Genomic DNA, 26,070 nt, shown 5'->3' with positions numbered 1-26,070 from the left:
TCGCCACCCGCGCAGACCGCACTTCCTGCTGTCTCTACGCGCGTCCGGCCGTCGTCGTGCCGGACAGACCGGACCGGCACGCATCGTTCTCCCGTGCGCACGTCACCGAGCCGTACGCGCCCACGCCGACGTCGGCGAGGTTGCGCAGGCTGTCCGTGCCCGGCTGGAAGTAACCGCTGTGGCCCTGGGCGTCCCGGGCCGACAGCACCCGCGCACCGAACCCGGAGGACACCGGGTCGGCGCCGTGACCGAGTCCGCCGAGCTCCAGGTACGGCACGTCCCGCACCCAGTCGCTGGCGTCCCGCATGGCCCACACCCGGGCCGTCGTGCCCAGCTGGGCGGCCTTGGCGACGCGCATGCCGGGGCTCGCGGCCACGGCTATGTCGGCCACCCGGCGGGGCATGCCGGGCGCGGCGACCCCGCAGACCACCGAGCCGTAGCTGTGGCAGAACATCGACACCGGGGACCGGCCGGGCAGGGCGCGCAGCAGCGCGTTCAGCCGTACGGCGCCCTCCTGGGCGCGCAGTCCGGTGGCCGCGTCCACCCCGAGACCGTCGGGGGAGGTGTAGTCGGCCCAGGCGATCACGGCCGTACGGGTCGTGGGGCTCGCCGCGCGCTCGGCCGCGTACAGCGCCTTGGCCATGCCGACCGGGGCGCTGTACCTGCGGTACGTCCGCTGGAAGGTGAGCAGGTCGGTGTCGACGCCGGGGACGACGACCGAGATCCGCTGCGCCTCGGTGAGGTCCCCGAACGCCTCGGCGATCCGGCCCGAGCCCTCCGGGTCGAAGGCCAGGATCTGCCGGCCCGGGCTCATCAGTGACTCGTAGCGGTGCATCCGGCGGCCGGCGTCCTGCTGGCCGGCCACGCTGAGCCGGCTGTCGTGCATGCGTGTGCGCTCCACCTTGCGCGCCTGGTCCAGGGCGATGCGGTTGGCCTGGTAGCGCAGCGGGACGGGGGCGCCGTTCATGTTGCCGACCGCGAGCGGGTAGCGGCGGGCGAGCCGGTCGCGCTCGCGGGGGGTGAGGGAGGCGAAGAAGCGGCTGAGCCGCGCCGGGGCGGCCTGCGGGTCCGGCAGGTGATGACCGTGGAGGCGGCCGTGCTCCCATGCGGTGAGCGAGGCCTGGAGCGCCGTCGACCCCCGGTGACTGCGCAGCGCGGTCCAGCCGGTGGTGGCGAGCATCACGAACACCACGGACAGCGCCAGCAGTGCGCGCCAGACGTTCAGTTGCGGGGAGGTGTCGAAGGAAGTCACTGGGAGGACACACTAGGAGAACGGGCGGGTCTCGGGGTAACCGAGTGACAGGGATCACGTTTCGGTGGGCGGCGGGCACGGCGTCCGGTGAACAGCGGGCGTGGTGACCGGGTGCGCCCGCGGTTTCACCGGACGCCCTGTCAACGGTCTCAGGTGGTGCGCCAGTTTCCCGTCAGCGCCGATCCCACCTGATCGAGGTACGCCGCGGTGAGCGTGCGGATCGAGTCCAGGCCGAACTCCTCGCTCGTGCACCACTGCCGTTCGGTGACGCGAATCACCCCTCCGAACACGGCCACCGCGAGCCGGGGACGGGGATCGGTGTCCACGTCGACGCCCTCGCGCTCGGCGAGCACGCGCGCGATGGTCTCCTCCGCCGCCGCCGACCGGCGCAGATGGGCGGCGAGCAGGGCGGGCGTGGAGTCGATCGTCCGGTACATGCGCAGGTACAGCTCGACCGGGACCGCCGATTCGACGGTCTCGCGGATCGCGTCCCAGCCCTCGAGGAACGCCTGCCGCAGGGCCTTCATCGGCGCCTCGTGCGGCGGACGCGCGCGGACGGCCGCCACGAAGGCCGCCTCCGTCATGGCCTGCACCGCGAAGGCGACCTCCTCCTTGCCCGCGAAATAACGGAAGAAGGTGCGCTGCGAGACGTCGACGGCCTCGGCGATCTCGTCGACGGTCGTCTGCTCGTACCCCTGCGTGGTGAACAGTTCGAGAGCGGCCCGCAGCAGCGCCTCCCGCGTGCGCCGCTTCTTGCGCTCACGCAGCGTCTCCATGGCCCCTCTCTCCTGCGCGTCCGACCGGCACAGCCTATGCGCCTCAGAAGTGTCAGCGACCGGCTATTGAATCGGTTTGTCAACTGTCAGAGGCTGTCACTAACCTGAGTTTATGACTAGTCAGACCACCGTCGACGCGACGGGACCGGGGGACGGGACGCCCGCACCCCCGTCGGGGCCCCGCCCGGGCGCCGGCCTGCGCGGCCACCCGTGGCTCACCCTGATCACCGTCGCCGTGGGGGTCATGATGGTGGCCCTGGACGGCACCATCGTGGCCATCGCGAACCCGGCCATCCGCGACGACCTCCACGCGTCCTTCGCCGACGTGCAGTGGGTCTCCAACGCCTACTTCCTCGCCCTCGCGGTCACGCTGATCACCGCGGGCAAGCTCGGTGACCGCTTCGGCCACCGGCAGACCTTCCTCATCGGCGTGACCGGCTTCGCCGCCGCCTCCGGCGCCATCGGGCTGTCCGGGAGCATCGCCGCGGTCGTCACCTTCCGGGTCTTCCAGGGACTGTTCGGCGCACTGCTGATGCCGGCCGCGCTCGGCGTGCTGCGGGCCACCTTCCCGGCCGAGAAGCTCAACATGGCCATCGGCGTCTGGGGCATGGTGATCGGCGCCTCGACGGCCGGCGGCCCGATCCTCGGCGGTGTCCTCGTCGAGCACGTCAACTGGCAGTCGGTGTTCTTCATCAACGTGCCGGTCGGTGTCCTCGCACTGCTCCTCGGCGCGCTGATCCTGCTCGACCACCGGGCCGAGAACGCCCCCCGCTCCTTCGACCTGCCCGGCATCGTCCTGCTGTCCGGCGCGATGTTCTGCCTGGTCTGGGCGCTGATCAAGGCCCCGAGCTGGGGCTGGGGCGACGGCAGGACCTGGCTGTTCATCGCCGGGTCCGTGCTGCTCTTCGCCGCCTTCGCCCTCTGGGAGACGAGGGTGGCCGAACCGCTGATCCCGCTGGGCCTGTTCCGCTCGGTCGCGCTGTCGGCGGGCGTCGTCCTGATGGTCCTGATGGCCATCTCCTTCATGGGCGGCCTGTTCTTCGTGACGTTCTACCTCCAGAACGTCCACGGGATGAGCCCGGTCGAGGCCGGCCTGCACCTGCTGCCGCTCACCGGCATGATGATCGTCGGCTCGCCGCTCGCCGGCACCGCGATCACCCGGTTCGGCCCGCGCGTCCCGCTGGCCGCCGGCATGGCCGTGACCGGGGTCGCCCTGTACGGCATGTCGACTCTGGAGGCCGACACCGGCAGCGGTGTGATGTCCCTCTGGTTCGCGCTGCTCGGCCTCGGCCTCGCGCCGGTCATGGTGGGCGCCACCGAGGTCATCGTCGGCAACGCCCCCATGGAGCTGTCCGGCGTGGCGGGCGGCCTCCAGCAGGCGGCCATGCAGATCGGCAGCAGTCTCGGTACGGCGGTGCTGGGCGCCGTCATGGCCTCCAGGGTCGACAGCGAACTGCCGGGCAAGTGGGCGCAGGCGGGGCTGCCGAAGCTGACGCCCGGTCAGCTGGACAAGGCGTCCGAGGCGGTCCAGGTGGGAGTGGCCCCGGTGACGAAGGACATGCCGGAACCGGTCGTCACGAAGATCACCGCCGTGGCCCACGACACCTTCCTCTCCGGAATGACCCTCGCCTCCCTGGTCGCGGCCGGCGTGGCCGTGCTCGCCATATTCGTCGCGCTGTTCACCAAGCGGGGCGCGAACGCCGAGGCCGGCGCGGGCGTGGGCCACATCTGAACCCCCGCCCCCCGCCGCCGTCCTGGGCGTGGCCCGGCTGTTCTCGGCGGAGTTCCCCTATCAGGGTGACTCGGCTAAAGATCCCTCGCCCTCGGCACGCGCCGCAGGTCACAGTGGGTCAACTCCTCCGCAGGGCATGGGGGGACGGACGGGCCGCGGCGCGCGCTGCTGGAGGGGGGCAGCGCGCGCAGGTCTGCCCCGGCGGAACCGGGGTACCCGCACTCCGAAGCCGAACTGGTCACAAGCCTCAGGGAGTTGATGATGGCAGGCTTCGGGCACGGAACGCGCGGGTACCCCCGGTCGCGTGGCCGGACGTGGCAACGCACCGGGCCGGACCGCGCGACGCTCGGAATCATCGGCACGATCTGCGCGGTGGCAGGCTTCTTCGCGCTGGGCATCGTGCTGGGTCCGGTGGCGATGTTCTGCGGCTGGCAGGCGATGGGCCGCAAGTGGTCGAACGACGGCAACGTGCCGGCCCTGGTGGCTCTGATCCTGGGCGCGATCGACACGTTGCTGGCCATCATCGCCCTGGCGGGCGCGGCGACCTGGGGCCACGGGCTTCTGTAGCCGACAGCGGCCCGCCGTAGGGCTGCCGGTCGTCCCGCGGCTGCGGGTGCGTGGTGGCTGTCCGCGCCCACGCGGCGGAGCCGGGCGGTGTCTCGCCCCGCGTCCCCTCGGGACGCTCACGCTCCGCCAGCCGGGCCACCTCCGCCCGCAGCGAGCGCACCTCCTCGGTCAGAGCGGCGATCGCCTCCGTCTGCCGCCGCTCCTCCACGTCGTCCTTCTCGAACCGCGAGATGAACCACGCGGCGATGTTCGCGGTGACCACACCCAGCAGGGCGATCCCGGACACCATGAGTCCCACGGCGATCATCCGCCCCAGCCCGGTGGTCGGGGCGTGATCGCCGTAGCCGACGGTCGTCATCGTGGTGAAGGACCACCAGACCGCGTCACCCAGCGTCCGGATGTTCCCGCGCGGCGACTCGCGCTCCACGGAGAGCACCGCGAGCGACCCGAACATCAGCAGGCCGACGACGGCCCCGACGACATACGTGGTCAGCCGGATCTGCGGAGCCATCCGGGCCCGCCGGCCCACCAGCAGCAGCGTCGACACCAGCCGCAGCAGCCGCAGCGGCTGGAGGACCGGCAGCACCACGGCGCACAGGTCCAGCCAGTGCCGGCGCACGAACTGCACGCGCCGCGGGGCGAGCGCCAGCCGCACCAGGTAGTCGACGGCGAACGCCCCCCACACCACCCACTCGACCACCGTGCACGCGGTCGTCAGCGAGCGGCCGGCGGAAGCGTCGACGATCGGCACCGCGTAAGCGACGGCGAACGCCACCGCGAGCGCCAACAGCGGCCGCTCAGTGTGCCGCTCCCACCGAGCCTGCACCGACAGTTGGTCCATGCCCGCAATCGTAAAGAAACCGTAAGCCCCCCACCCGAAGGGGCCGGTGTCATGCCCCGAAAGGGGCGCGGGACTGCGCCCGATGCTGCGCCTCCGCGCCCGCAGGGGCGCGGGGAACTGCGCGACCAGCCCCCTGCCGGCCCGCAGTTCCCCACAACCTCAGCCGGCCCGATCCTTGCAGTCGGCCCGATCGGTACAGCCGGCCCAGCCCTTGCAGTCGGCCGGAGCCGGGAAGCCGGCCCCGGCCGAGCGCGGCGTCACGCGTCGCCGCCCGCCGCCCCCGGATCCGCCGCCGAGACGTCCAGCAGCTGGTACCGGTCGATGGCCTGCTTCAGCGCGGACCGGTCGACCTTGCCCTCGCGGGCCAGCTCGGTCAGGACCGCGAGCACGATCGACTGGGCGTCGATGTGGAAGAAGCGGCGCGCGGCGCCCCGGGTGTCCGCGAAGCCGAAGCCGTCGGCGCCCAGGGACTGGTACGTGCCCGGCACCCAGCGCGCGATCTGGTCCGGAACCGATCGCATCCAGTCGGACACGGCCACGAACGGACCCTCGGCGCCGCTGAGCTTCCGGGTCACGAACGGCACCCGCTGCTCCTCCTCCGGGTGCAGCAGGTTGTGCCGCTCGCACTCCACCGCCTCGCGGCGCAGCTCGTTCCAGGAGGTCGCGGACCACACGTCCGCCTTGACGTTCCAGTCCTCGGCGAGGATCCGCTGCGCCTCCAGCGCCCAGGGGACCGCCACGCCCGACGCCATGATCTGCGCCGGGATCGAGCCCGCCGTGCCCTCGCTCAGCTTGTGGACGCCCCGGAGGATGCCCTCGACGTCCACGTCCGCCGGCTCCGCGGGGTGCTGGATGGGCTCGTTGTAGACGGTGAGGTAGTAGAAGACGTCCTCGCCGTGCGGGTGCTCGGCGTCCGCGCCGTACATGCGGCGCAGGCCGTCCTGCACGATGTGCGCGATCTCGTAGGCGTACGCCGGGTCGTACGCCACGCACGCCGGGTTGGTCGATGCCAGCAGCTGCGAGTGGCCGTCCGCGTGCTGCAGACCCTCGCCCGTCAGGGTCGTACGGCCGGCGGTCGCACCCAGGACGAAGCCGCGCGACAGCTGGTCGGCCATCTGCCAGAACTGGTCGCCGGTGCGCTGGAACCCGAACATCGAGTAGAAGACGTACACCGGGATCAGCGGCTCGCCGTGCGTGGCGTACGCCGAGCCGGCCGCGATCAGCGAGGCCGTGCAGCCGGCCTCCGAGATGCCGTCGTGCAGCATCTGGCCGGTCGGCGACTCCTTGTAGGCCAGGAGCAGGTCCCGGTCCACCGCCTCGTACTGCTGGCCGAGCGGGTTGTAGATCTTCGCGCTCGGGAAGAAGGAGTCCATGCCGAACGTGCGGTACTCGTCCGGCGCGATCAGCACGAACCGCTTGCCGATCTCCTTGTCCCGCATGAGGTCCTTGAGGAGGCGCACGAAGGCCATGGTGGTCGCGATGGACTGCTGGCCCGTGCCCTTCTTCACGGTCGCGTACGCCTTGTCGTCCGGCAGGGCGAGCGGCTTCGAGCGGACGACACGGGTCGGGACGTAACCGCCGAGCGACTTGCGGCGGTCGTGCATGTACTGGATCTCCTCCGAGTCCCGGCCCGGGTGGTAGTACGGCGGCAGGCCGGACTCCAGCTGCTGGTCGGAGATCGGCAGGTGCAGGCGGTCCCGGAAGCGCTTGAGGTCGTCGACCGTCAGCTTCTTCATCTGGTGCGTGGCGTTGCGGCCCTCGAAGTTCGGGCCCAGCGTCCAGCCCTTGATCGTCTTGGCCAGGATGACCGTCGGCTGGCCCTTGTGCTCCTTGGCCGCCTTGAAGGCCGCGTAGATCTTGCGGTGGTCGTGGCCGCCACGGCCCAGGTGCAGGATCTGGTCGTCGGTCATGTTCTCGACCATCGCGCGCAGCCGGTGGTCGTCGCCGAAGAAGTGCTCGCGGATGTAGGCGCCGGACTCCGTGGCGTACGTCTGGAACTGGCCGTCCGGCGTGATGTTCATCTTGTTGACCAGGATGCCGTCCCGGTCCTGCGCGAGCAGCGGGTCCCAGGTGCGGTCCCAGATCAGCTTGATCACGTTCCAGCCGGCGCCCCGGAAGACCGACTCCAGCTCCTGGATGATCTTGCCGTTGCCGCGCACCGGGCCGTCCAGCCGCTGGAGATTGCAGTTGACCACGAAGGTCAGGTTGTCCAGGCCCTCCCGGGCGGCCAGGGTGAGCTGGCCGAGCGACTCGGGCTCGTCCATCTCGCCGTCGCCGAGGAACGCCCACACGTGGGACCTGGAGGTGTCGGCGATGCCGCGCGCCTCCATGTAGCGGTTCATCCGCGCCTGGTAGATCGCGCCCAGCGGGCCGAGGCCCATGGAGACGGTCGGGAACTCCCAGAAGTCCGGCATCGAGCGCGGGTGCGGGTAGCTCGACAGGGCCTTCGGGTACGCCGACTTCTCCTGGCGGAAGCCGTCCAGCTGCTCCTCGGAGAGCCGGTCGAGCAGGTACGCGCGCGCGTAGATGCCGGGGGAGGCGTGGCCCTGGAAGAAGACCTGGTCGCCGCCGTCGCCCTCGTCCTTGCCGCGGAAGAAGTGGTTGAAGCCGACGTCGTAGAGGGAGGCGGAGGAGGCGAAGGTGGCGATGTGGCCGCCGACGCCGATGCCCGGGCGCTGGGCGCGCGAGACCATCACGGCCGCGTTCCAGCGGGTCGCGTTGAGGATCCTGCGCTCGATCTCCTCGTTGCCCGGGAAGAACGGCTCGCTCTTGGTCGGGATCGTGTTGACGTAGTCCGTGCTGCGCATCTCGGGCACGGCCACGCGCCTCTCGCGGGCCCGCTCGATCAGGCGCAGCATGAGATAGCGGGCCCGCTCCCGGCCGCGCTCGTCGACGGCGGCGTCCAGGGAGTCGAGCCACTCCTGGGTCTCTTCGGGATCGAAGTCAGGAACCTGACTCGGAAGGCCGCCAATGATGATCGGATTGCGATCGGATCCGGAAGCCACGCTGTTCCTTACCTGTCGGAGGGCCAGATTTTTTGCACCTGCCTACACCGTTCCCCATCGTGTACCGCGGGAAGGCGTACGTCATCTCCATCGTCGTCCGCACCGGCGCCCACCGGTGGTCCCGGTCAAAACGCAACGATACGCCCGGGGTGTGACGTGCTTGGCAAAGTTGTTCGAGCTGCGTGACAGTGGATGATTCCGAACCGCGCAAACCGGGCACATCGGCGTGATGTGGGCCGCGCGGATTCGGGATACGGTTCCAGGAGTTGTGACCACAGGGCCGGGATCGTCACCGTTTCGGCGGTCCCGACGGCCGGGTACTTGCGCGATCCGCCCCGCCCGTGTGGACTACGGCCAATGCTTCGCGCACGCGCGTGGCTGAGATACTTACCAAGACATGATCAGGAGGCAACCCGTGAGCGCGACCGCGGACCACGCGGAGGAGCGGACGAACCCTGCCGCCAGGCTGGGGTTCCAGCCCGGGCAGGTGGTCCAGGAGATCGGCTACGACGACGACGTCGATCAGGAGCTCCGCGAGGCCATCGAGGAAACCATCGCAGGCGACCTCATGGACGAGGACTACGACGACGTGGCCGACGCCGTTGTGCTGTGGTTCCGTGACGACGACGGCGACCTGACGGATGCGCTGGTGGATGCCACCACGTACATCGAAGAGGGCGGCGCGATCCTGCTCCTCACGCCGAAGACCGGCCGTGCGGGGTACGTGGAGCCGAGCGACATCCAGGACGCCGCCACGACGGCCGGCCTGACCGCCTCGAAGAGCGTCAGCGTCGGCAAGGACTGGAGCGGCAGCCGGCTGGCGACGCCGAAGGCGGCCAAGTCCAAGCGGTGACCGTCCTCGGGCGCCGGACGGGCTGAGATCGCTCGGCCCGTCCGGAATCCCCGGTGATCGCTGCGTAGGGTGGACCCGAGCGTTTGCTGTGCTCGTACCTCTCACCCGAACAGCCCACCGAAGGGAAGCACGACGATGGCGATCCAGGTCGGCGACAAGGCCCCCGACTTCGAACTCAAGGACAACCACGGCCGGACCGTGCGGCTCTCCGACTTCCACGGCCGAAAGAACGTCGTCCTGCTCTTCTACCCCTTCGCCTTCACCGGCGTGTGCACCGGCGAGCTGTGCGAGCTGCGCGACAACCTGCCGAGGTTCGCCGACCGCGACACCCAGCTGCTCGCCGTCTCCAACGACTCCATCCACAGCCTGCGCGTCTTCGCCGAGCAGGAGGGCCTGGAGTACCCGCTGCTCAGCGACTTCTGGCCGCACGGCGACGTCTCGCGCGCGTACGGCGTCTTCGACGAGGACAAGGGCTGCGCCGTCCGGGGCACCTTCATCATCGACACGGAGGGTGTCGTGCGGTGGACCGTGGTCAACGGCCTGCCGGACGCCCGTGACCTCGACGAGTACGTGAAGGCGCTCGACACGCTGTGAGCCGCCACGGGCCGACACCTGTGATTCTCCGGCTCCAGGGTCTGCGGGGTGCGGGAACCCGTCACTAGGATCGGCACGTTGATCCCATATCCGAAGCACGACGGGGCTTCCCGCCCCTGGACACCACATGGAGGACCCGTGGGAGTCAGCCTCAGCAAGGGCGGCAACGTATCGCTGACGAAGGAGGCCCCGGGCCTGACCGCCGTCATCGTCGGTCTGGGCTGGGACGTGCGCACCACGACCGGCACGGACTTCGACCTCGACGCCAGCGCGCTGCTGCTCAACACCTCCGGCAAGGTCGTCAGCGACCAGCACTTCATCTTCTTCAACAACCTCAAGAGCCCCGACGGCTCGGTCGAGCACACCGGTGACAACCTCACCGGTGAGGGCGAGGGCGACGACGAGCAGATCAAGGTCGACCTGGCCGGCGTCCCGGCCGAGATCGACAAGATCGTCTTCCCGGTGTCGATCTACGACGCCGAGAACCGCCAGCAGTCCTTCGGCCAGGTCCGCAACGCCTTCATCCGCGTCGTGAACCAGGCCGGCGGGGCCGAGATCGCCCGGTACGACCTGAGCGAGGACGCCTCCACGGAGACCGCCATGGTCTTCGGCGAGCTCTACCGGCACGGCGCGGAGTGGAAGTTCCGCGCCATCGGCCAGGGCTACGCCTCCGGCCTGCGTGGTATCGCCCAGGACTTCGGCGTCAACGTCTGACGCGCGAGGCGTCCGGCGGGGACGTCCGACGCCGCACGGCCCTCGGGTCCGGCGCCGCACCGTTTAGGGGCGGCGCCGGACGTGCAGGACAACCAGGGAAGCACCACCAGGGGAGGACCAGCATCATGGGCGTCACACTCGCCAAGGGGGGCAACGTCTCCCTCTCGAAGGCCGCACCGAACCTCACCAACGTCCTGATCGGGCTCGGCTGGGACGCGCGGTCCACCACCGGCGCCCCCTTCGACCTGGACGCCAGCGCGCTGCTGTGCGGCGCCGGCAACCGGGTGATGGGTGACGAGTGGTTCGTGTTCTACAACCAGCTCAAGAGCCCGGACGGCTCGGTCGAGCACACCGGTGACAACCTCACCGGTGAGGGCGAGGGCGACGACGAGTCGATCCTGGTGGACCTCGCCAAGGTGCCGGTGCAGTGCGAGAAGATCATTTTCCCGGTGTCCATCCACATGGCGGACGAGCGCGGCCAGACCTTCGGCCAGGTCTCCAACGCCTTCATCCGCGTCGTCAACCAGGCCGACGGCCAGGAACTGGCCCGTTACGACCTCAGCGAGGACGCCTCCACCGAGACGGCGATGATCTTCGGCGAGTTGTACCGCTACCAGGGCGAGTGGAAGTTCCGTGCGGTCGGACAGGGGTACGCATCAGGCCTTCGGGGCATCGCTCTAGACTTCGGAGTCAACGTTTCGTAAAGCCGCGTACGGCGCGGGGGCGACCCTCCCCCGGATTCCGTCTGGGAGGGGTCCCCAACAGATGATGGGGTAGCCAGTGCTTCTGAAAACCTTCGGCTGGTCGTTCGCGGTCACCGCGCTCGGTCTGGTCGCGGCGGCGTTCTACGGGGGGTGGACGGGCTTCGGGATCGTGGCGATCCTGGCCATCCTCGAGATCTCGCTGTCCTTCGACAACGCGGTGGTCAACGCCGGCATCCTGAAGAAGATGAACGCCTTCTGGCAGAAGGTCTTCCTCACGATCGGCGTCCTCATCGCGGTCTTCGGCATGCGGCTGGTCTTCCCCGTCGTCATCGTCGCGATCAGCGCCAAGCTGGGCCCGATCGAGGCCGTCGACCTCGCTCTGAACAACAAGGAGCGCTACCAGGAACTGGTCACCGACGCCCACCCGGCGATCGCCGCCTTCGGTGGCATGTTCCTGCTGATGATCTTCCTCGACTTCATCTTCGAGGACCGGGACATCAAGTGGCTCGGCTGGCTGGAGCGGCCCCTGGCCAAGCTCGGCAAGGTCGACATGCTGTCGGTCTGCATCGCCCTGATCGCCCTGCTGATCACGTCCTTCACCTTCGCCACCCAGGCCCACCAGCACGGCGGCGCCCATGTGGACAAGGCCCAGACGGTCCTCATCGCCGGTATCGCCGGTCTGATCACCTACATGATCGTCGGCGGTCTCTCCGGCTACTTCGAGGACAAGCTGGAGGAAGAGGAGGAGCGCGAGCACGAGGAGGAGGAAGAGGCCGCCCGCTCCGGCAAGCAGAAGCCGGCGATCGTCCTGGCCGGCCAGGCCGCGTTCTTCATGTTCCTCTACCTGGAGGTCCTGGACGCGTCCTTCTCCTTCGACGGCGTGATCGGCGCCTTCGCCATCACCAACGACATCGTCCTGATGGCCCTCGGCCTGGGCATCGGCGCGATGTACGTCCGGTCGCTCACCGTGTACCTGGTCCGCCAGGGCACCCTCGACGACTACGTCTACCTGGAGCACGGCGCCCACTACGCCATCGGCGCCCTGGCCGTGATCCTCCTGGTCACCATCCGGTACGAGATCAACGAGGTCGTCACCGGCCTGGTCGGCGTCGTCCTGATCGCCTGGTCGTTCTTCTCCTCCGTCCGCCGCAACCGCGCACTGGCCGCGGCCGGCGAAGGCACCGGCGAGAAGACCGAGGTCTCCTCCGGGGTGTGACACCCCGATCGGTGAGGAACGCTCTGAGCGGGGCGGCCGGCGTGGTCGGCCGCCCCCTCGGCGTCACAACAGGTACCTGGGGGCGGGAATGGGTTTCTTCGACGGACTGCTGGGCGGGCGTGCCGCCGACTTCGACTCGGGCAACGCGTCGAGCAACGCCATCGAACTGACCAGGCGGCACCCGACGGTGTCCCTCACCAAACAGGAAGCGGCCACCGGCCACCTGCGCGTCAACCTCTCCTGGCGGATGCGCACCTCCGACTTCGACGGCGCCCAGCGCACCAGCCTCTTCCGGCACCCCTTCAAGGCGCTGAAGCCGCCGGAGGTCCTCGGTCACGGGCAGAGCATGGTCAACGTCGACCTCGACCTCGGCTGCCTGTACGAGCTGGCCGACGGCACCAAGGGGGTCGTCCAGCCGCTCGGCGGCTACCTCGGCGACGTCAACGCACCGCCGTACGTCAAACTCAGCGGCGACGACCGCTTCGGCTCGGCGTCCGGCGAGACGATGTACGTCAACCTCGACCACCGCGAGGCCCTGAAACGCCTGCTGGTCTTCGTCTACATCTACGACCAGACCCCCGCCTTCGACCGTACGCACGCCGTCGTCACCCTCTACCCGAGCAACGGCCCCCGCATCGAGATAGGCCTGGACGAACGCCACCCCCAGGCCCGCTCCTGCGCGGTCGTCCTGATCGAGAACGTCAAGGGCGAGGTGATGGTCCGCCGCGAGGTCAAGTTCGTCTACGGCTTCCAGGGCGAACTCGACCGCCTGTACGGCTGGGGACTCCAGTGGGGCCGGGGGTTCAAGACGAAGGCGGACAGATAGGGGCGCCCCGCGCAGCGGGGCAGGGCCGCCGCGTCCGGGACGCGGGCCGGCGTACGGCGGCCCCGAGCGGCCCGCGGCCGCCGTACGACCCGGGGCCCGCAGCCGGCGGGCGGCCTACCGTCCGATGAACTGCGGCCCCTGCGGCGGCAGCCGGAAGTACGGGTCCCCCGCCGGGGGCGCCGGCGGGGTCATCGGCTGCGGATAGCCGTACGCGGGCGGCTGCGACGGCACCGCCGACGTCGGCTGCTCGGGCGGCAGCGGCGGGGAGGCCACCGGCTCGGCCGGCGGCTCCGCCGCCTCCGACTCGTCCACCGAGATGCCGAAGTCCGTGGCCAGCCCCTTGAGACCGTTGGAGTAGCCCTCGCCCAGGGCCCGGAACTTCCAGCCCTCCCCGCGCCGGTACAGCTCACCGCAGATCAGCGCCGTCTCGGCGCCGGTCTCCGGCTTGATGTCGAACCGGGCCAGCGGCTCCCCGTCGGCGACCGCCGCGTCGTACAGCAGGACGCACAGCGCGGGCACCCGGTCGAAGGGGACCCCGTCCGCGGAGGCGACCAGCAGGATCCGGCCGACACCCGGCTCGACGCCGGCGAGGTCTGTCTGGATCGTGTCGGTCAGACCTTCGGTGACCCGCTTCTTGCCCAGCCGCCACACCGTTCCGGAGGGGTGCCGGGGCTGGTTGTAGAAGACGAAGTCCTCGTCGGAGCGCACACGGCCGTCGGAACCGAGCAGCAGCGCCGACACGTCCACGTCCGGGGCCTCCTGCCCGGGCGTCCAGCGCAGCACGGCGCGCACCGTGGTGGCTTCGAGCGGGACGTTCGACCCCTTCAGCATCGCGTGCGTCATGCGGTCATCCTGCCCTCTCGGTCCTGGTCACGACAATGCGGGGGGTTGGCACCGACACGAGCGGGTTACCGGGAATTCATGCCCGTCGGGAACCCCCGACATGGATCCCTACGTACTATTACCGGCCACCCTTTACCGAACCCAGAGGCTCGGCTCGCGCTCCAAGGGAGTTCAATGCGTCATTTCGGGCACATCGCCCCTGAGGTGCGGCAGCGCCTCTTCCATCAGGAGCCGTGCGCGTTCACCGCCGACTCCCCGGCCCGGCTGCTCTCCGCCGCCCTGGGCGCCACGCTGTACAGCCCGGCCACCCGGCCGCGGCTCGCCGACGACATCGTCAAGCAGGCGGGCAACGGCGTGGTCTCGATGGTGCTGTGCCTGGAGGACTCGATCGACGACGCGGACGTCGGGGCGGGCGAGGCCAATCTCGTGGCGCAGTTCGCCGACCTCGACGCGCGTGCGGGGGTGGAGCCGCCCCTGCTGTTCATCCGGGTGCGCACCCCCGAGCAGATACCGGACCTGGTCCGCCGCCTCGGCCCGTCCGCGCGCCTGCTGAGCGGATTCGTGCTGCCGAAGTTCACCGAGGAACGCGGCATGCCCTTCCTGGAGGCGCTGCACGCCGCCGAGACGGCCGGCGGCCGCCGGCTCTTCGCCATGCCGGTCCTGGAGTCCCCCGAGCTGCTCTACCTGGAGTCCCGCGGGGAGACCCTGGAGGGCATCTTCCGCGCCGTCGACAAGCACCGCGAGCGGGTGCTGGCCCTCCGCCTCGGCGTGACGGACTTCTGCTCCTCCTACGGCCTGCGCCGCGCCCCCGACATGACCGCCTACGACGTCCAGATCGTCGCCTCCGCGATCGCCGACGTCGTGAACGTGCTGGGCCGCGCCGACGGCACCGGCTTCACCGTCACCGGCCCGGTCTGGGAGTACTTCCGCGCCTCCGAACGCATGTTCAAGCCGCAGCTGCGGCACAGCCCGTTCCTGGAGGTGCGGGCGGTCGAACTGCGCGAGAAGCTCATCGCACACGCCATGGACGGACTGCTGCGGGAGATCTCCCTCGACCAGGCCAACGGCCTGCTCGGCAAGACCTGCATCCACCCCTCCCACGTCCTGCCCGTGCACGCGCTCTCTGTGGTCAGCCACGAGGAGTTCAGCGACGCCCAGGACATCCTGCGGCCGGAACGCGGCGGTGGGGGTGTACTCCGGTCCGCCTATACGAACAAGATGAACGAAGTGAAACCGCACCGCGCCTGGGCCGAGCGGACCCTGCTGCGCGCCGAGGTGTTCGGCGTCGCCAACGAGGACGTCGGCTTCGTGGAACTGCTCGCCGCCGGCATACCCGGCTGAACCCTTCTCCACCTGACCAAGGAACGCATGAAGAACGCAGTGAACGACGGGGTCTGGTCCGGCAGCTGGGTCGCCGAACGGCTCGGGGTCGAGCTCGTGGGCGACGACGGACTGCCGGCCCTGCTGGGGCTCGCGCTGCGCCGCAACCCGAAGCGGGCCCACCTGCTGGTCTCCAACGTCCTCGGCAAGCACGTCCCGCAGTCGCCGTCGGTGGTGTACGACCACGGCTTCCGGCTGGGCCGGCGGGTCGCCGCGCTGCTCGGTGCGGAGGCGGAGAGCGCCGTCGTCCTCGGGTACGCGGAGACCGCGACGGGGCTGGGGCACGCGGTGGCCGACGGACTCGGCCCGGTGCCGTACCTGCACTCCACGCGGCGGCCGGTGGCCGGGGTCGCCCGCGCGGGCGGCTTCGAGGAGTCGCACTCGCACGCCACGTCGCACCTCCTGCTGCCGGAGGATGCCGGTCTGCTGGCCGGGGACGGGCCGCTGGTGCTGGTGGACGACGAGTTCTCCACCGGCAACACCGTCCTCAACACCATCCGTGACCTGCACGAACGGCATCCGCGGCGGCGGTATGCGGTGGTCGCCCTGGTCGACATGCGCTCGCCGGAGGACACGGCTCGCCTCCGCGAGTTCGCGGAGGGGATCGGAGCGCGGGTGGACGTGCTCGCCACGGCTTCCGGGACCGTCCGGCTGCCGGACGGAGTGCTGGAGAAGGGGCGGGAACTGGTCGCGCGACACGAATCCGCCGGGTGCGACGCCGTCGCGGCCGACCGCCCCGCCGCCGCCCCGGCTCCGCCCGGACCCGGCGGGACCCCCGGCGCGGCGGATCCGCCCGGTGCCCCGGCCCGCGCCCCCCACGAAACGCGCCGGCCCGGCCGGGTCGACCTGCACTGGCCCCCCGGCCTGCCCGACGGCGGCCGGCACGGGTTCACCCCGTCCCACCGGGAGCGCCTGGAGGCGGCCCTGCCCGCCATGGCCGCCCGTCTGCGGGACGCCCTGCCCGCCGGCGCCCGGCGCGTTCTCGTCCTCGGCTCCGAGGAGCTGATGTACGCCCCGCTGCGGCTCGCCCGCGAACTGGAGCTGAGCACGGACGCCGAGGTCCGGTTCTCCACCACCACGCGCTCGCCCGTCCTGGCGGTGGACGACCCCGGCTACGCGATCCGTACCCGCCTGGTCTTCCCGGCCCACGACGACCCGGCCGACGGCCCCGGCGAGCGGTACGCCTACAACGTCGCGGGCGGCGGCTTCGACACCGTCGTCGCCGTGGTCGACTCGGTCGCCGACACCCCGGCCCTGCACGCGGCCGACGGCCTGCTGGCCCGGCTCGCGGCGCACGTCCCGCACGTCCTGCTCGCTGTCGTCCCCTCGTACGTCCCGCCCGCTCCCGAAAGGCCGGCCATGCTGCCCGAGCCCCTCCGCGGCCCCGCGTTCTCCTCGTACGCCCCCGAGGAGGTCGGCTGGCTGCTCCAGGACCTGTCGGACGTGACCCTGGAGGCGCCGACCGAGGAGCGGGAGGAGGCCATCCAGAGCGGCGGCGCGCACTACGCCGAGTCGCTGCCGGTGGAGTACCAGCCCAGCGAGCAGTACCAGGAGCTGTTCCGGACGGCCCTGGAGGCGTCCGCCGCCCGGCTGGCCCGGGCGGTCGGGGTGGTCACCGAGACGGTGATCACCGAGCGGTCGCCCCGCCCGGTGCTGGTCTCCCTCGCCCGCGCGGGCACCCCGGTCGGCATCCTCATGCGCCGCTGGGCACGGTTCCGGCACGGTCTCGACCTCCCGCACTACGCGGTGTCGATCGTGCGCGGCCGGGGCATCGACGCCAACGCGCTGCGCTGGCTCGCCGACCGTCACGACCCCCGCGACGTCGTCTTCGTCGACGGCTGGACCGGCAAGGGCGCGATCACCCGCGAGCTGACGGAGGCCGTCCGCGCCTTCGAGGAGCGGGAGGGGGTCACCGGCTTCGACCCGGAGATCGCCGTCCTCGCCGACCCCGGCTCCTGCGTGCGCACCTACGGCACCCGCGAGGACTTCCTCATCCCGTCCGCCTGCCTGAACTCGACCGTGTCCGGTCTGATCTCCCGCACGGTGCTGCGCGCCGACCTGGTCGGGCCGCACGACTTCCACGGCGCCAAGTTCTACCGCGAACTCGCCGGCGCCGACGTCTCCGTCGCCTTCCTGGACGCCGTCTCCGCCCGTTTCCCCGAGGTGACCGACGCCGTCGACGGCGCGGTCAAGGAGCTGCTGGCCGAGGACCGCACCCCCACCTGGGCGGGCTGGCGGGCCGTGGAGCGGATCAGTGAGGAGTACGGCATCCACGACGTCAACCTGGTCAAACCGGGCGTCGGCGAGACCACCCGGGTGCTGCTGCGCCGGGTGCCGTGGAAGATCCTCGCCCGGGCGGGGGCCGGCGCCGACCTGGACCACGTGCGGCTCCTCGCCGAGCAGCGCGGGGTGCCGGTCGAGGAGGTCGGCGAGCTGCCGTACACCTGCGTCGGGCTGATCCACCCCAGGTACACGCGCGGGGCCACGGGCGCCGACGGCAAGGCGGTGAACGTCTGATGCCGGTGCTGGTGGCGAGCGACCTCGACCGTACGCTGATCTACTCCGCGGCGGCCCTCGCGCTGACCATGCCGGACGCGCGGGCCCCCCGGCTGCTGTGCGTGGAGGTGCACGAGGCCAAGCCGCTCTCCTACATGACGGAGACCGCGGCCCGGCTGCTGACCGACCTCGGCGACACGGCCGTCTTCGCGCCGACGACGACCCGGACGCGCAAGCAGTACCAGCGCATCAACCTGCCCGGCCCGCCGCCGAAGTACGCGATCTGCGCCAACGGCGGCCACCTGCTGGTGGACGGGGTCACGGACGCCGACTGGCACGCGGGCGTGCTGGCGCGGCTCGCCGACGAGTGCGCACCGCTGGAGGAGGTCCGCGAGCACCTGCTGCGCTCCGCCGACCCGGTCTGGGTGCGCAAGCACCGGGTCGCCGAGGACCTGTTCGCCTACCTGGTGGTCGAGCGCGAGCTGCTGCCCGCGGACTGGGTGAAGGAGCTGGCGGTGTGGGCGGAGAACCGCGGCTGGACGGTGTCCCTGCAAGGCCGCAAGATCTACGCCGTGCCCAAGCCGCTCACCAAGAGCGCGGCCGTCCGCGAGGTGGCCCGCCGGGCCGGCGCGGAGCTGACGCTGGCCGCGGGGGACTCCCTGCTCGACGCCGACCTGCTGCTGGCCGCCGACCGGGGCTGGCGCCCCGGCCACGGCGAGCTGGCCGACACCGGCTGGAGCGCGCCGGGCATCAGCGCGCTGCCGGAGCGGGGGGTGCTGGCGGGCGAGCGGATCCTGCGGGAGTTCCTGAGATCCGCGCACGACGCCCCCGTGGGCGGCTAACCGCAGCACCCTCCACCGCAGCACCCGCCCCCGCCGGCCCTCGGCGCCGGTGCGGGCGCGGATGTCTGCGACACGCCGCCCACGGCCACCGTCGACAACAACTTCACCGTGTCGTCGTGGCCGGCGGGGCAGCTCGCGGGGGCCGCGGACTGAGCCATCGGACGGGAGAGTTCGAACGTGTCGCCGCAGGTCCGGCAGCGGTACTCATAGCGAGGCATGCGCCAAGGTTAGCCGTCAAGGCCCGGTCGGCCACGTCTCAATGTTTCATCAGTCTTGCTTTCCATCCGGCATATGTGCAGGGCATTCGAAAACGTTACTGATAATTTGTGAACGCCGTTGCGAGGATGCTCAGCTCACCCGCGCGAGCAAGACCTAGTGCGGAGGGAGACGCAGGCGTGACCGATGCGTCGCAGGGGGAGGACGGCCCCATGGGGGGTGGCCGTGGCGGGAAGCCGTCGGACGCCGACGAGACCCTGCATCTGAGGGTCGACGCCCTCAGGGCGGACGAGACGATGCAGCTGCGTGTTCCCGCGCCACCGGAGCCGGCCGCTCCGGGCGGTGGCCGGGCCGAGCGGCGGCGCACCGCGCGCTCCGCGGGCCGCGAGCGCGCGGCGGCCCCGGGCGCGGCCGGCCGCCTGTTCGCCCCGCTGGCCCCGTACGCGCGCCGCGTGGCGCCCTACGCGCGTCGGCTGCGGCCGGTCTACCCGCGTCCGGGCCGCACCGGCTGGCGCCGCTGGATACCCTCCTGGCGCCAGTGGCTCGGCGCCGTCCTGACCTCGTTCGGCCTGCTCGGCGCGTTCCTCGTGACCGCGTACGCGATGACGGACATACCGGACAACCTCAACTCGTACGCCACGCAGCAGGACAACGTCTACTTCTGGTCCGACGGCACGCCCATGGCCCGTACCGGCTGGGTGCAGCGGCAGGCCATGCCGCTGGAGGACATACCCGAGGACGTCCGCTGGGCGGTGCTGGCGGCGGAGAACGAGAGCTTCTACTCGGACCCGGGCATTTCCGCCAAGGGCATCACGCGGGCGGTGTTCCGCACCCTGGGCCAGGGGGACACCGAGGGTGGCTCCACTATTACCCAGCAGTACGTGAAGAACGTTTACCTTTCGCAGAACCGGACGATCAGCCGTAAATTCACCGAGGCGATGATCGCCCTCAAGCTCGACAACAAGATGAGCAAGGACCAGATCCTCGAGGGCTATCTCAACACCAGCTGGTTCGGCCGCGGCAGCTACGGCATCCAGCGCGCGGCCCAGGCCTACTACGGCAAGGACGTCGGCAAGCTCAACGCCTCCGAGGCGGCCATGCTGGCCTCGCTGCTCAAGGGCGCCGGCCTCTACGACCCCACGCTCGGCAAGGCCAATCACGCGCGCGCGGTCGAGCGCTGGTCCTGGACCCTGGACCGCATGGTCCGGATCGGCAAGCTGTCGGCGCGCGAACGGGCCGGGTACACCAGCTTCCCCGAGCCGCTGAAGAGCAACCCGCTGTACAACACCGGTGCGCAGAGCGACTACCTGGTGGAGCTGGCCTCGCAGTACGCCAAGAAGGCCGGGCACCTCACGGACAAGCAGTTCGACCTCGGCGGCTACCAGATCTACACCACCTTCGACCGCAAGCGGGAGCGCGCGCTCACCGACGCCGTCACCAAGGCCCGCAAGCAGGCCCGGAAGGACGACCCGGCGGTGGCGAAGAACGGCCACTACGGCGCCGCCTCGGTGGCCGCGGACGGCCGGATCCTCGCCGTCTACGGCGGCCCGGACCACCGCAAGCAGGGCTACAACGAGTCCAACGCGACCACCGTCCCGGCCGGCACCGCGTTCACGCCGTTCGTCTACGCCGCCGGACTCGAACACGGTGTGCGCAAGACCCGCGGCGGCCCCGCCACCCCCGTGACCCCGGACAGCGTCTACAACGGCGACGACGGCGTGCCGGTCACCACCCCCGAGGGGCCGTACTGGGACCGCAGCGGCAAGAAGGTCGCCGCGCACAACGACGGCGGCGCCTCGTACGGGCAGATCACCCTGCGCGAGGCGATGGCGAAGTCGGCGAACACCCCGTTCATGCAGCTGGGCATGGACACCGGCCTGGAGAAGGTGCGCCAGACCGCGGTGGCGTCCGGACTGCTCTCCTCCAGCATGGGCCCGCAGGTGCCCGCCCTGTCGATGGGCAACTCCACGCCCAGCGCGATCCGGATGGCCAGCGGCTACGCCACCTTCGCGGCCGGCGGCAAGCACACCGAGCCGTACTCGATCCGCCGTATCACCCGCAACGGCCACCCGGTCGCCCTGGCCACCCCGCGCCCCCGGCGCGCGGTCGGCGCGCAGGTGGCCGAGGACGTCACCGAGGCGCTCACCGACTCCTTCCGCACCGCGCACCCCGAAGCGGCGGCCGGCCGCAGCGGGGTGTCCGGGAAGGCCGGCACGACCGAGAAGGACACCGCCGCCTGGTACGTCGGCACGGCCGACTCGGTGTCCACCGCGATCGTCGTCTACCGGATCGACCTGGCCAAGTCCCTGGAGCCGCTGCCGCTCAAGGGCCTGGCCGGCGGGTCCGCCCACAGCGTTCCGTATGACCTCTGGTCGGCCGCGACGGGCCTCGGCTGAGCCGTGACCCGTCCACCCTCCCCTCCCCAGAATGAGCCGCGCATGCCCCGCAAGATGTCGTCGACAGGCCGCCGCCGAGCCCCGCGCCGCGGCACGCCCCGTGCCACCCGGCCGCAGGTCCTGACGCTGGCCGCCCTCCTCGTCGTGGCCTCGCTGGTGGCCGGTTTCCTGGCGCTGTCCGGCACGGACGGCAAGAGCAGGCCGACCGCGGCCGCCGGGGAGAAGCCCAGGGCGGGCGCGCCCAAGGCCAGCCCGACCCCGCGGTGGGACGGCAAGACCAAGGTCCTCGGTGACGGGTCCACCTCCTACACCGGGCCCCAGAAGGGCCAGCTGGTGGCGAAGCCGCTCAAGCCGGGTGAGAAGCCGCCCCAGTTCGTGGTCTTCTCCTGGGACGGCGCGCTGGAGGGCAGCGACCACCTGTTCTCGCACTACCGGGAGCTGGCCAAGGAGTACGACGCCCACATGACCTTCTTCCTCACCGGCATCTACCTGCTGCCGAAGAGCAAGAAGGCCCTCTACCACGGCCCCATGCACTCCCCGGGCGACGCCGCCATCGACTACGCCACCGACGACCACATCCGCACCACGCTGGAGCAGCTGGGCAAGGCGTACCAGGACGGCAACGAGATCGGCACGCACTTCAACGGCCACTTCTGCGGCGCCAAGGGCGGCGGCGACTGGACCGTGCAGGAGTGGAAGAGCGAGATCGACCAGTTCTTCTCCTTCGTGCAGCACTGGAAGACCAACACCGGCTGGAAGGACGTCCCGCCGCTGCCCTTCGACGTCAAGAAGGCGGTCACCGGCGGCCGGGCTCCCTGCCTGGAGGGCCAGGAGAACCTGCTGAAGGCCATCAAGAGCTACGGCTGGCGCTACGACGCCAGCTCCCCGGGCGACTTCCAGATATGGCCCGGCAAGAAGAACGGCATCTGGGACTTCCCGCTGCAGCTGCTGCCGTACACGGACGACGTGCAGGCGCTGTCGATGGACTTCAACTTCCTCTACAACCAGTCCGACGGCGAGGTGCAGGGAGACCCCGCCAAGTTCGCCGAGTGGGAGCGGATGACCGTCGACTCCTACATGAAGGGCTTCAACCGGGTCTACTACGGCAGCCGGGCGCCGCTGTTCATCGGCAACCACTTCGAGGACTGGAACGGCGGCATCTACATGAGCGCCGTCGACCAATTGGTGAAGAACGTCTGCACCAAGAAGGGCGTCAAGTGCGTGTCCTTCAAGGAGCTGGCCGACTGGCTCGACGCGCAGACGCCGCAGACCCTGGCCGCCCTGCGCAGCCTCGACCCCGCCCAGTCGCCGGACTGGTCGGCAGTCGTCAAGTGACAAGTACGCTCCGGTGATTCCACTTGTGCAACCCCCTTCACAACCGCCACGCCCGCCGTGGCAAGATGCCCTCGCCCGGTAGGTGTACCGGCGTAGAGGGGAACATCATTGAAATCAAGAAGACTGAGCCGTAGGCGGCGCCGCACGGCCATAGTCACCGCCGCGGCCGCCTCGGTGGTCGCCGGCGTGGCCCTGGTGCCCAACTGGAGCGCTGGCGCGGCCGTGACCGACGACCCGACGGTGGACGCGGCCACCAAGGCGACCTTCCAGCGGCTGGCCGACGCGGTCTTCACCGACCGCACGCAGGCCCTCGTGGAGGGTACCGGCAAGCAGGAGACCCGGCACGCGTCCGGCTTCTCCGGATCGGTGCGCCTGTCCGGCGGCCAGACCGAGGAGCAGAAGTCCGCCCTGGACGAGCTGCGCGACCGCCGCAGCCGGCTGGCCCGGCTGGGCGAGACCTACCGCGCGGGCAGCACCAAGGTCACGCTCGACGCCACGCAGGTGAAGGGCCGGCACGCCAAGGTCGCCGTCACCGAGACCACGACGCTGAGCTACGACAAGGCCACCGCCAAGTCCCCGAAGTCGACCGGCTTCCAGGCCCACCACGAGCTGACCTTCACGGCGGACCGGCACGGGAACTGGCAGCTGACCGGCATCCAGGACACCGACCAGGGGTACCTCGCGGTGAACCAGGTCGCCAAGCCCACCGTCGCGAAGGTGCAGACCACCGCCGCGGACGACGGCCCGCCGTCGGCGACCCGCGCGTCCACCTCCTGGCCCGCGCCGGCCGGCGCGAAGAACTTCTCCGCGACCGGCTACGACTACAAGGCCATGGTCGCGTACGCGCAGAAGTACTGGAACAACTACAACCCGGCCTACCCGGACTTCAACGGGGAGGGGGCCGGCGGCGACTGCACCAACTTCGTCAGCCAGGCCCTGAAGGCGGGCGGCTGGAAGCACGTACCCGGCTACACGTACGACTTCCACAAGTGGTTCGGCAACTCCGACATCCAGTCGGACTCGTTCGTCGGTGTCAACGAGTTCTCCTGGTTCGCCCTGTCCTCGAAGCGGGCCACCAACCTGGCCAACGTCTACCAGATGGACCTCGGTGACGTGCTCCAGATGGACTTCAACCGGGACGGGTCCAAGGACCACACGATGATCGTCACCTACCGGGACCGCCGGGGCGTGCCGTACGTGAGCTACCACTCGACCAACACCTACAACAGGTCGGTGGCCAGCCTGGTCGCCTCGTACCCGACCTCGGCGTTCTACGCCTACAGGACCTGACCCCGGTCCGGCTGGATGCGCCGCTGCTCCGGTTCCTCCCGCTTCTCCTGGAGCATCCGCTGCTCCCGCGGGGAGGGCTCGGGGTGGCGGGCCCGCCAGTACGGGTTGTCGTGCGGCAGGGCGTGGCCGACCCGGCCGTACATGCCGAAGGTCATCAGCAGCAGCCCCACGATGAAGCTGAAGAAGACGTTCTGGAGCTTGAAGGCCAGGAAGTTGCTGCCGGTGTCCAGCAGGCCGAGGAACAGGAAGCCGTTCAGCAGGAACAGCACGCCGAGGACCATGTTCAGGGTCGACGCGAAGTTCCCGCCGATCACCATGCCCACCAGCAGCAACGCGCCGATGCAGATCGAGAGCACGCTGAGCGCGCCGTTGGTGTTCAGGCCGGCGACGGTGTCACCGCCGGTGCTGAAGAAGCCGATGTGGTCGATCACGCCGAGAATGCCGAAGACGACGAGGAACGTGCCGATCAGGCCCGCGCCGATCCGGTAGACCGTGTTCAGCCGGTGGTCGACCGGCAGGTGGTCGTCCAGCCGGATCCCGCGCCGTTCGTCGGCGTCTCTCCTGTGCACTGCGTGTGTGGCCATATCCGCCTCCCTCGGGCGCTAGCGGAGGCCATCCGTCCTCATCAATATCCGCCTGCCGCGCCCCACCCGGCAACACGCACAGCTCACACGGCTCAGTGCCCGGCGCCGCGCTCCTCGCGGATCTGCGTGACCACCCGTGCCACCGTCCGCCGCACCCCTTCGGTCTCGGTCAGGAAGTGCCAGTAGTCCGGGTGCCGGCCCTCCAGGGTGCCGATCGCCCGCTCCAGCCGGGCCACCGCGTCGTCCAGCGGCCGGGCGTGCCGCGGGTCGGGGGTCGTACGCCCCGTCATGGCCAGCCGCTGGGCGTCCCGGATCGCGAACCGGGTCCGCTCGATCTCGGCCTGCGGGTCCTTCTGCACGGCGTTCAGCCGGGCCAGGCGGTCCCCGGCCGCCGACACGGCCTCGTCGGTGGCGTTCAGCAGGGCCCGTACGGTCGACAGCAGTGAGACGGCGTCCGGCCAGCGCCGGGCGTCCCGGGCCGCCTGCGCCTCCCGGAGCTTCAGCTCGGCCTGCCGTACGTTCTCCGCGGCCTGCGCGGGCACCGGCTGGAGGTCCTGCCAGCAGGCGGCGGCGAACCGCCGGCGCAGCTCGCTGAGCACCGGCTCCACCTGCCCGGTCCGGGTGGTCAGCGCCTGCGCACGGGTACGCAGGGACACCAGCCGGTGATCGATCTCGGCGGCCTGCTCGGGCAGCCGCTCGGCCTCGGCCCGGATCGCCCCGGCCTCCCGCTGGACCCGCTCGGCCCGCTCCAGCGTCGGCTGCACGCCGTGCTGCCCGGCGCCCTGGTTCAGCTTGGTCAGTTCCGGCGACAGGGCCGCCAGCCGCGCGGCGAGATCGTCCCCGCCGAGGCCCTTCTCCCGGACGGCGTCCAGCGCGTTGCTCGCGGCCAGCAGCGACTGCCGGGCCCGCTCCACGGCGGGCGCCAGCCGCGCCAGCCGGGTCTCGGCCTTGTCCAGCAGCGGGGCGAGCGAGTCCGCGAACCCGTCCAGTTCCTGCCGGACGCCGAGCAGTTCGTCCTTGGCCGCGGTCAGCTCGGTACGCGCCCGGGCGGCCGTGCCGGCCTCCAGGTCGTCCCGGTCGAGGTCGTGGGCGTCGACGGCCTCGATGTAGCGCCGGCTGGCCTCGTCGATGCGGCGCCCGAGTGCCTCGAAGCCGGAGACGGCGCGCCGGGCGGCGGGGGAGTCGTCCACCGCCGTGATGGTCTCGATGGAGATGCGCAGGTCCCGCTGGGCGGTGTCGAGTTCGTAGAACGCCGACGCGGCGGCGTCCTTCGCGGCCTGTGCCTCGGCCCGCTGGCTCTCCGCCCGCCCGCCGAACCAGCGCCGGGTGCCGCCGCCGGCGAACGCGGCGGCCAGCACGGGCGCGGCCAGCACCGGCAGGGTCAGCAGGACGAGGGCGTCGCGCAGGGCCGGGTGCCCGCGCCGGGGCCCCGGGGCGGACGGCGGCGGGTACGGCTGCGTCGCTGGCGTGCCCGGTGTCGCCGTCACATCCCTCTCCCGTGCTGTGATCCGCCCTGGGTGGTGTCATTCTCCCACCCGTCGAAGACGAGGACACGAGCCGGTCAGTTCGCCGCGGCCGCCGTGACGTTCCCGTCCGGGGAACGCCCGG

At 70.9% G+C, this 26,070-nt stretch carries 22 protein-coding genes; 14 read left to right on the top strand and 8 right to left on the bottom strand.

The window, feature by feature from the left end; genetic code table 11:
- Nucleotides 1-34 precede the first annotated feature (34 nt).
- Together ABZ576_RS02230 and ABZ576_RS02225 are read right to left on the bottom strand one after the other, a co-directional pair.
- Nucleotides 35-1,252, bottom strand: a complete 1,218-nt coding sequence (locus ABZ576_RS02230) for an alpha/beta hydrolase (RefSeq protein ID WP_360734836.1) — start codon at nucleotides 1,250-1,252, stop codon at nucleotides 35-37.
- 149 nt (nucleotides 1,253-1,401) lie between these two features.
- The gene (locus tag ABZ576_RS02225; RefSeq protein ID WP_360734834.1) at nucleotides 1,402-2,028 is read right to left on the bottom strand and encodes a TetR family transcriptional regulator; all 627 of its coding nucleotides are present in this window, start codon (nucleotides 2,026-2,028) and stop codon (nucleotides 1,402-1,404) included.
- Nucleotides 2,029-2,140: 112 nt separating this feature from the next.
- On the opposite strand from ABZ576_RS02225, the gene ABZ576_RS02220 reads away from it, so the two are divergent.
- Both ABZ576_RS02220 and ABZ576_RS02215 read left to right on the top strand, forming a co-directional pair.
- Nucleotides 2,141-3,760, top strand: coding sequence for an MFS transporter (locus ABZ576_RS02220; protein WP_360734832.1), 1,620 nt, complete (start codon nucleotides 2,141-2,143; stop codon nucleotides 3,758-3,760).
- A gap of 261 nt (nucleotides 3,761-4,021) precedes the next feature.
- Nucleotides 4,022-4,327, top strand: a complete 306-nt coding sequence (locus ABZ576_RS02215; protein ID WP_360734830.1) for a small hydrophobic protein — start codon at nucleotides 4,022-4,024, stop codon at nucleotides 4,325-4,327.
- Here the strand turns inward: ABZ576_RS02215 and ABZ576_RS02210 are convergent.
- Nucleotides 4,281-5,168 (bottom strand): potassium channel family protein, encoded by an 888-nt coding sequence (locus ABZ576_RS02210; protein WP_360734828.1) that lies wholly within the window; start codon nucleotides 5,166-5,168, stop codon nucleotides 4,281-4,283. The genes ABZ576_RS02215 and ABZ576_RS02210 overlap by 47 nt on opposite strands.
- A 257-nt stretch (nucleotides 5,169-5,425) precedes the next feature.
- Nucleotides 5,426-8,173 carry a pyruvate dehydrogenase (acetyl-transferring), homodimeric type gene (aceE, locus tag ABZ576_RS02205; RefSeq protein ID WP_360734826.1) on the bottom strand — a complete coding sequence of 916 codons (2,748 nt, stop codon included), beginning with the start codon at nucleotides 8,171-8,173 and terminating at the stop codon, nucleotides 5,426-5,428.
- A 415-nt stretch (nucleotides 8,174-8,588) separates the two neighbouring features.
- Between aceE and ABZ576_RS02200 the strand changes: the two genes are divergently transcribed.
- From ABZ576_RS02200 to ABZ576_RS02175, 6 genes are all read left to right on the top strand, one after another.
- Entirely contained in the window at nucleotides 8,589-9,026 is a 438-nt protein-coding gene (locus ABZ576_RS02200) for a DUF3052 domain-containing protein (RefSeq protein ID WP_030649446.1), read from the top strand.
- A 135-nt stretch (nucleotides 9,027-9,161) separates the two neighbouring features.
- On the top strand, nucleotides 9,162-9,620 hold the full coding sequence (locus tag ABZ576_RS02195) for a peroxiredoxin (protein ID WP_360734825.1): 459 nt from the start codon (nucleotides 9,162-9,164) through the stop codon (nucleotides 9,618-9,620).
- 138 nt (nucleotides 9,621-9,758) lie between these two features.
- A complete protein-coding gene (locus tag ABZ576_RS02190) occupies nucleotides 9,759-10,334 on the top strand; it encodes a TerD family protein (protein WP_360734823.1) in 576 nt (191 codons plus the stop codon).
- A gap of 125 nt (nucleotides 10,335-10,459) precedes the next feature.
- Nucleotides 10,460-11,038, top strand: coding sequence for a TerD family protein (locus ABZ576_RS02185; RefSeq protein WP_360734821.1), 579 nt, complete (start codon nucleotides 10,460-10,462; stop codon nucleotides 11,036-11,038).
- A gap of 76 nt (nucleotides 11,039-11,114) precedes the next feature.
- Nucleotides 11,115-12,254 carry a DUF475 domain-containing protein gene (locus tag ABZ576_RS02180; RefSeq protein ID WP_360734819.1) on the top strand — a complete coding sequence of 380 codons (1,140 nt, stop codon included), beginning with the start codon at nucleotides 11,115-11,117 and terminating at the stop codon, nucleotides 12,252-12,254.
- 88 nt (nucleotides 12,255-12,342) lie between these two features.
- Nucleotides 12,343-13,080: a Tellurium resistance gene (locus ABZ576_RS02175; protein ID WP_360734817.1), complete on the top strand. Its 738-nt coding sequence runs from the start codon at nucleotides 12,343-12,345 to the stop codon at nucleotides 13,078-13,080.
- A gap of 114 nt (nucleotides 13,081-13,194) precedes the next feature.
- Here ABZ576_RS02175 and ABZ576_RS02170 read toward each other — a convergent pair whose 3' ends face one another.
- Nucleotides 13,195-13,923, bottom strand: a complete 729-nt coding sequence (locus ABZ576_RS02170; RefSeq protein ID WP_360734815.1) for a TerD family protein — start codon at nucleotides 13,921-13,923, stop codon at nucleotides 13,195-13,197.
- 174 nt (nucleotides 13,924-14,097) lie between these two features.
- On the opposite strand from ABZ576_RS02170, the gene ABZ576_RS02165 reads away from it, so the two are divergent.
- The 3 genes from ABZ576_RS02165 to ABZ576_RS02155 are packed head-to-tail and all read left to right on the top strand — an operon-like array spanning nucleotide 14,098 to nucleotide 18,641.
- A complete protein-coding gene (locus ABZ576_RS02165) occupies nucleotides 14,098-15,264 on the top strand; it encodes an HpcH/HpaI aldolase/citrate lyase family protein (RefSeq protein WP_360734814.1) in 1,167 nt (388 codons plus the stop codon).
- Between the two features lie 27 nt (nucleotides 15,265-15,291).
- Complete coding sequence (locus ABZ576_RS02160) at nucleotides 15,292-17,820, top strand: phosphoribosyltransferase (RefSeq protein ID WP_360734812.1); 2,529 nt, start codon at nucleotides 15,292-15,294, stop codon at nucleotides 17,818-17,820.
- Nucleotides 17,820-18,641: an HAD family hydrolase gene (locus ABZ576_RS02155; RefSeq protein WP_360734810.1), complete on the top strand. Its 822-nt coding sequence runs from the start codon at nucleotides 17,820-17,822 to the stop codon at nucleotides 18,639-18,641. The genes ABZ576_RS02160 and ABZ576_RS02155 overlap by 1 nt, the downstream gene beginning before the upstream one ends.
- On the opposite strand, the gene ABZ576_RS02150 is transcribed toward ABZ576_RS02155, so the two are convergent.
- Complete coding sequence (locus ABZ576_RS02150) at nucleotides 18,638-18,859, bottom strand: zinc ribbon domain-containing protein (protein WP_360734808.1); 222 nt, start codon at nucleotides 18,857-18,859, stop codon at nucleotides 18,638-18,640. The genes ABZ576_RS02155 and ABZ576_RS02150 overlap by 4 nt on opposite strands.
- 210 nt (nucleotides 18,860-19,069) lie before the next feature.
- Between ABZ576_RS02150 and ABZ576_RS02145 the strand changes: the two genes are divergently transcribed.
- The 3 genes from ABZ576_RS02145 (at nucleotide 19,070) to ABZ576_RS02135 (ending at nucleotide 23,878) form a co-directional block, all read left to right on the top strand.
- Nucleotides 19,070-21,253 carry a transglycosylase domain-containing protein gene (locus ABZ576_RS02145; protein ID WP_360735499.1) on the top strand — a complete coding sequence of 728 codons (2,184 nt, stop codon included), beginning with the start codon at nucleotides 19,070-19,072 and terminating at the stop codon, nucleotides 21,251-21,253.
- A 42-nt stretch (nucleotides 21,254-21,295) separates the two neighbouring features.
- On the top strand, nucleotides 21,296-22,588 hold the full coding sequence (locus ABZ576_RS02140) for a hypothetical protein (RefSeq protein ID WP_360734806.1): 1,293 nt from the start codon (nucleotides 21,296-21,298) through the stop codon (nucleotides 22,586-22,588).
- Nucleotides 22,589-22,774: 186 nt separating this feature from the next.
- Nucleotides 22,775-23,878: an amidase domain-containing protein gene (locus ABZ576_RS02135; protein ID WP_360735497.1), complete on the top strand. Its 1,104-nt coding sequence runs from the start codon at nucleotides 22,775-22,777 to the stop codon at nucleotides 23,876-23,878.
- Here the strand turns inward: ABZ576_RS02135 and ABZ576_RS02130 are convergent.
- Together ABZ576_RS02130 and ABZ576_RS02125 are read right to left on the bottom strand one after the other, a co-directional pair.
- Nucleotides 23,866-24,462 carry a DUF4383 domain-containing protein gene (locus ABZ576_RS02130; RefSeq protein WP_360734804.1) on the bottom strand — a complete coding sequence of 199 codons (597 nt, stop codon included), beginning with the start codon at nucleotides 24,460-24,462 and terminating at the stop codon, nucleotides 23,866-23,868. The genes ABZ576_RS02135 and ABZ576_RS02130 overlap by 13 nt on opposite strands.
- A 92-nt stretch (nucleotides 24,463-24,554) precedes the next feature.
- Nucleotides 24,555-25,949 (bottom strand): hypothetical protein, encoded by a 1,395-nt coding sequence (locus ABZ576_RS02125; protein WP_360734802.1) that lies wholly within the window; start codon nucleotides 25,947-25,949, stop codon nucleotides 24,555-24,557.
- Nucleotides 25,950-26,070 lie beyond the last annotated feature (121 nt).

The organism is Streptomyces sp. NPDC013455 (genome assembly GCF_040632975.1).
In the GTDB taxonomy this organism is placed as follows: Bacteria; Actinomycetota; Actinomycetes; order Streptomycetales; family Streptomycetaceae; genus Streptomyces.
Note: the sequence above shows the minus strand (reverse complement) of the source record. Positions and strands in the feature narration are given on the sequence as shown.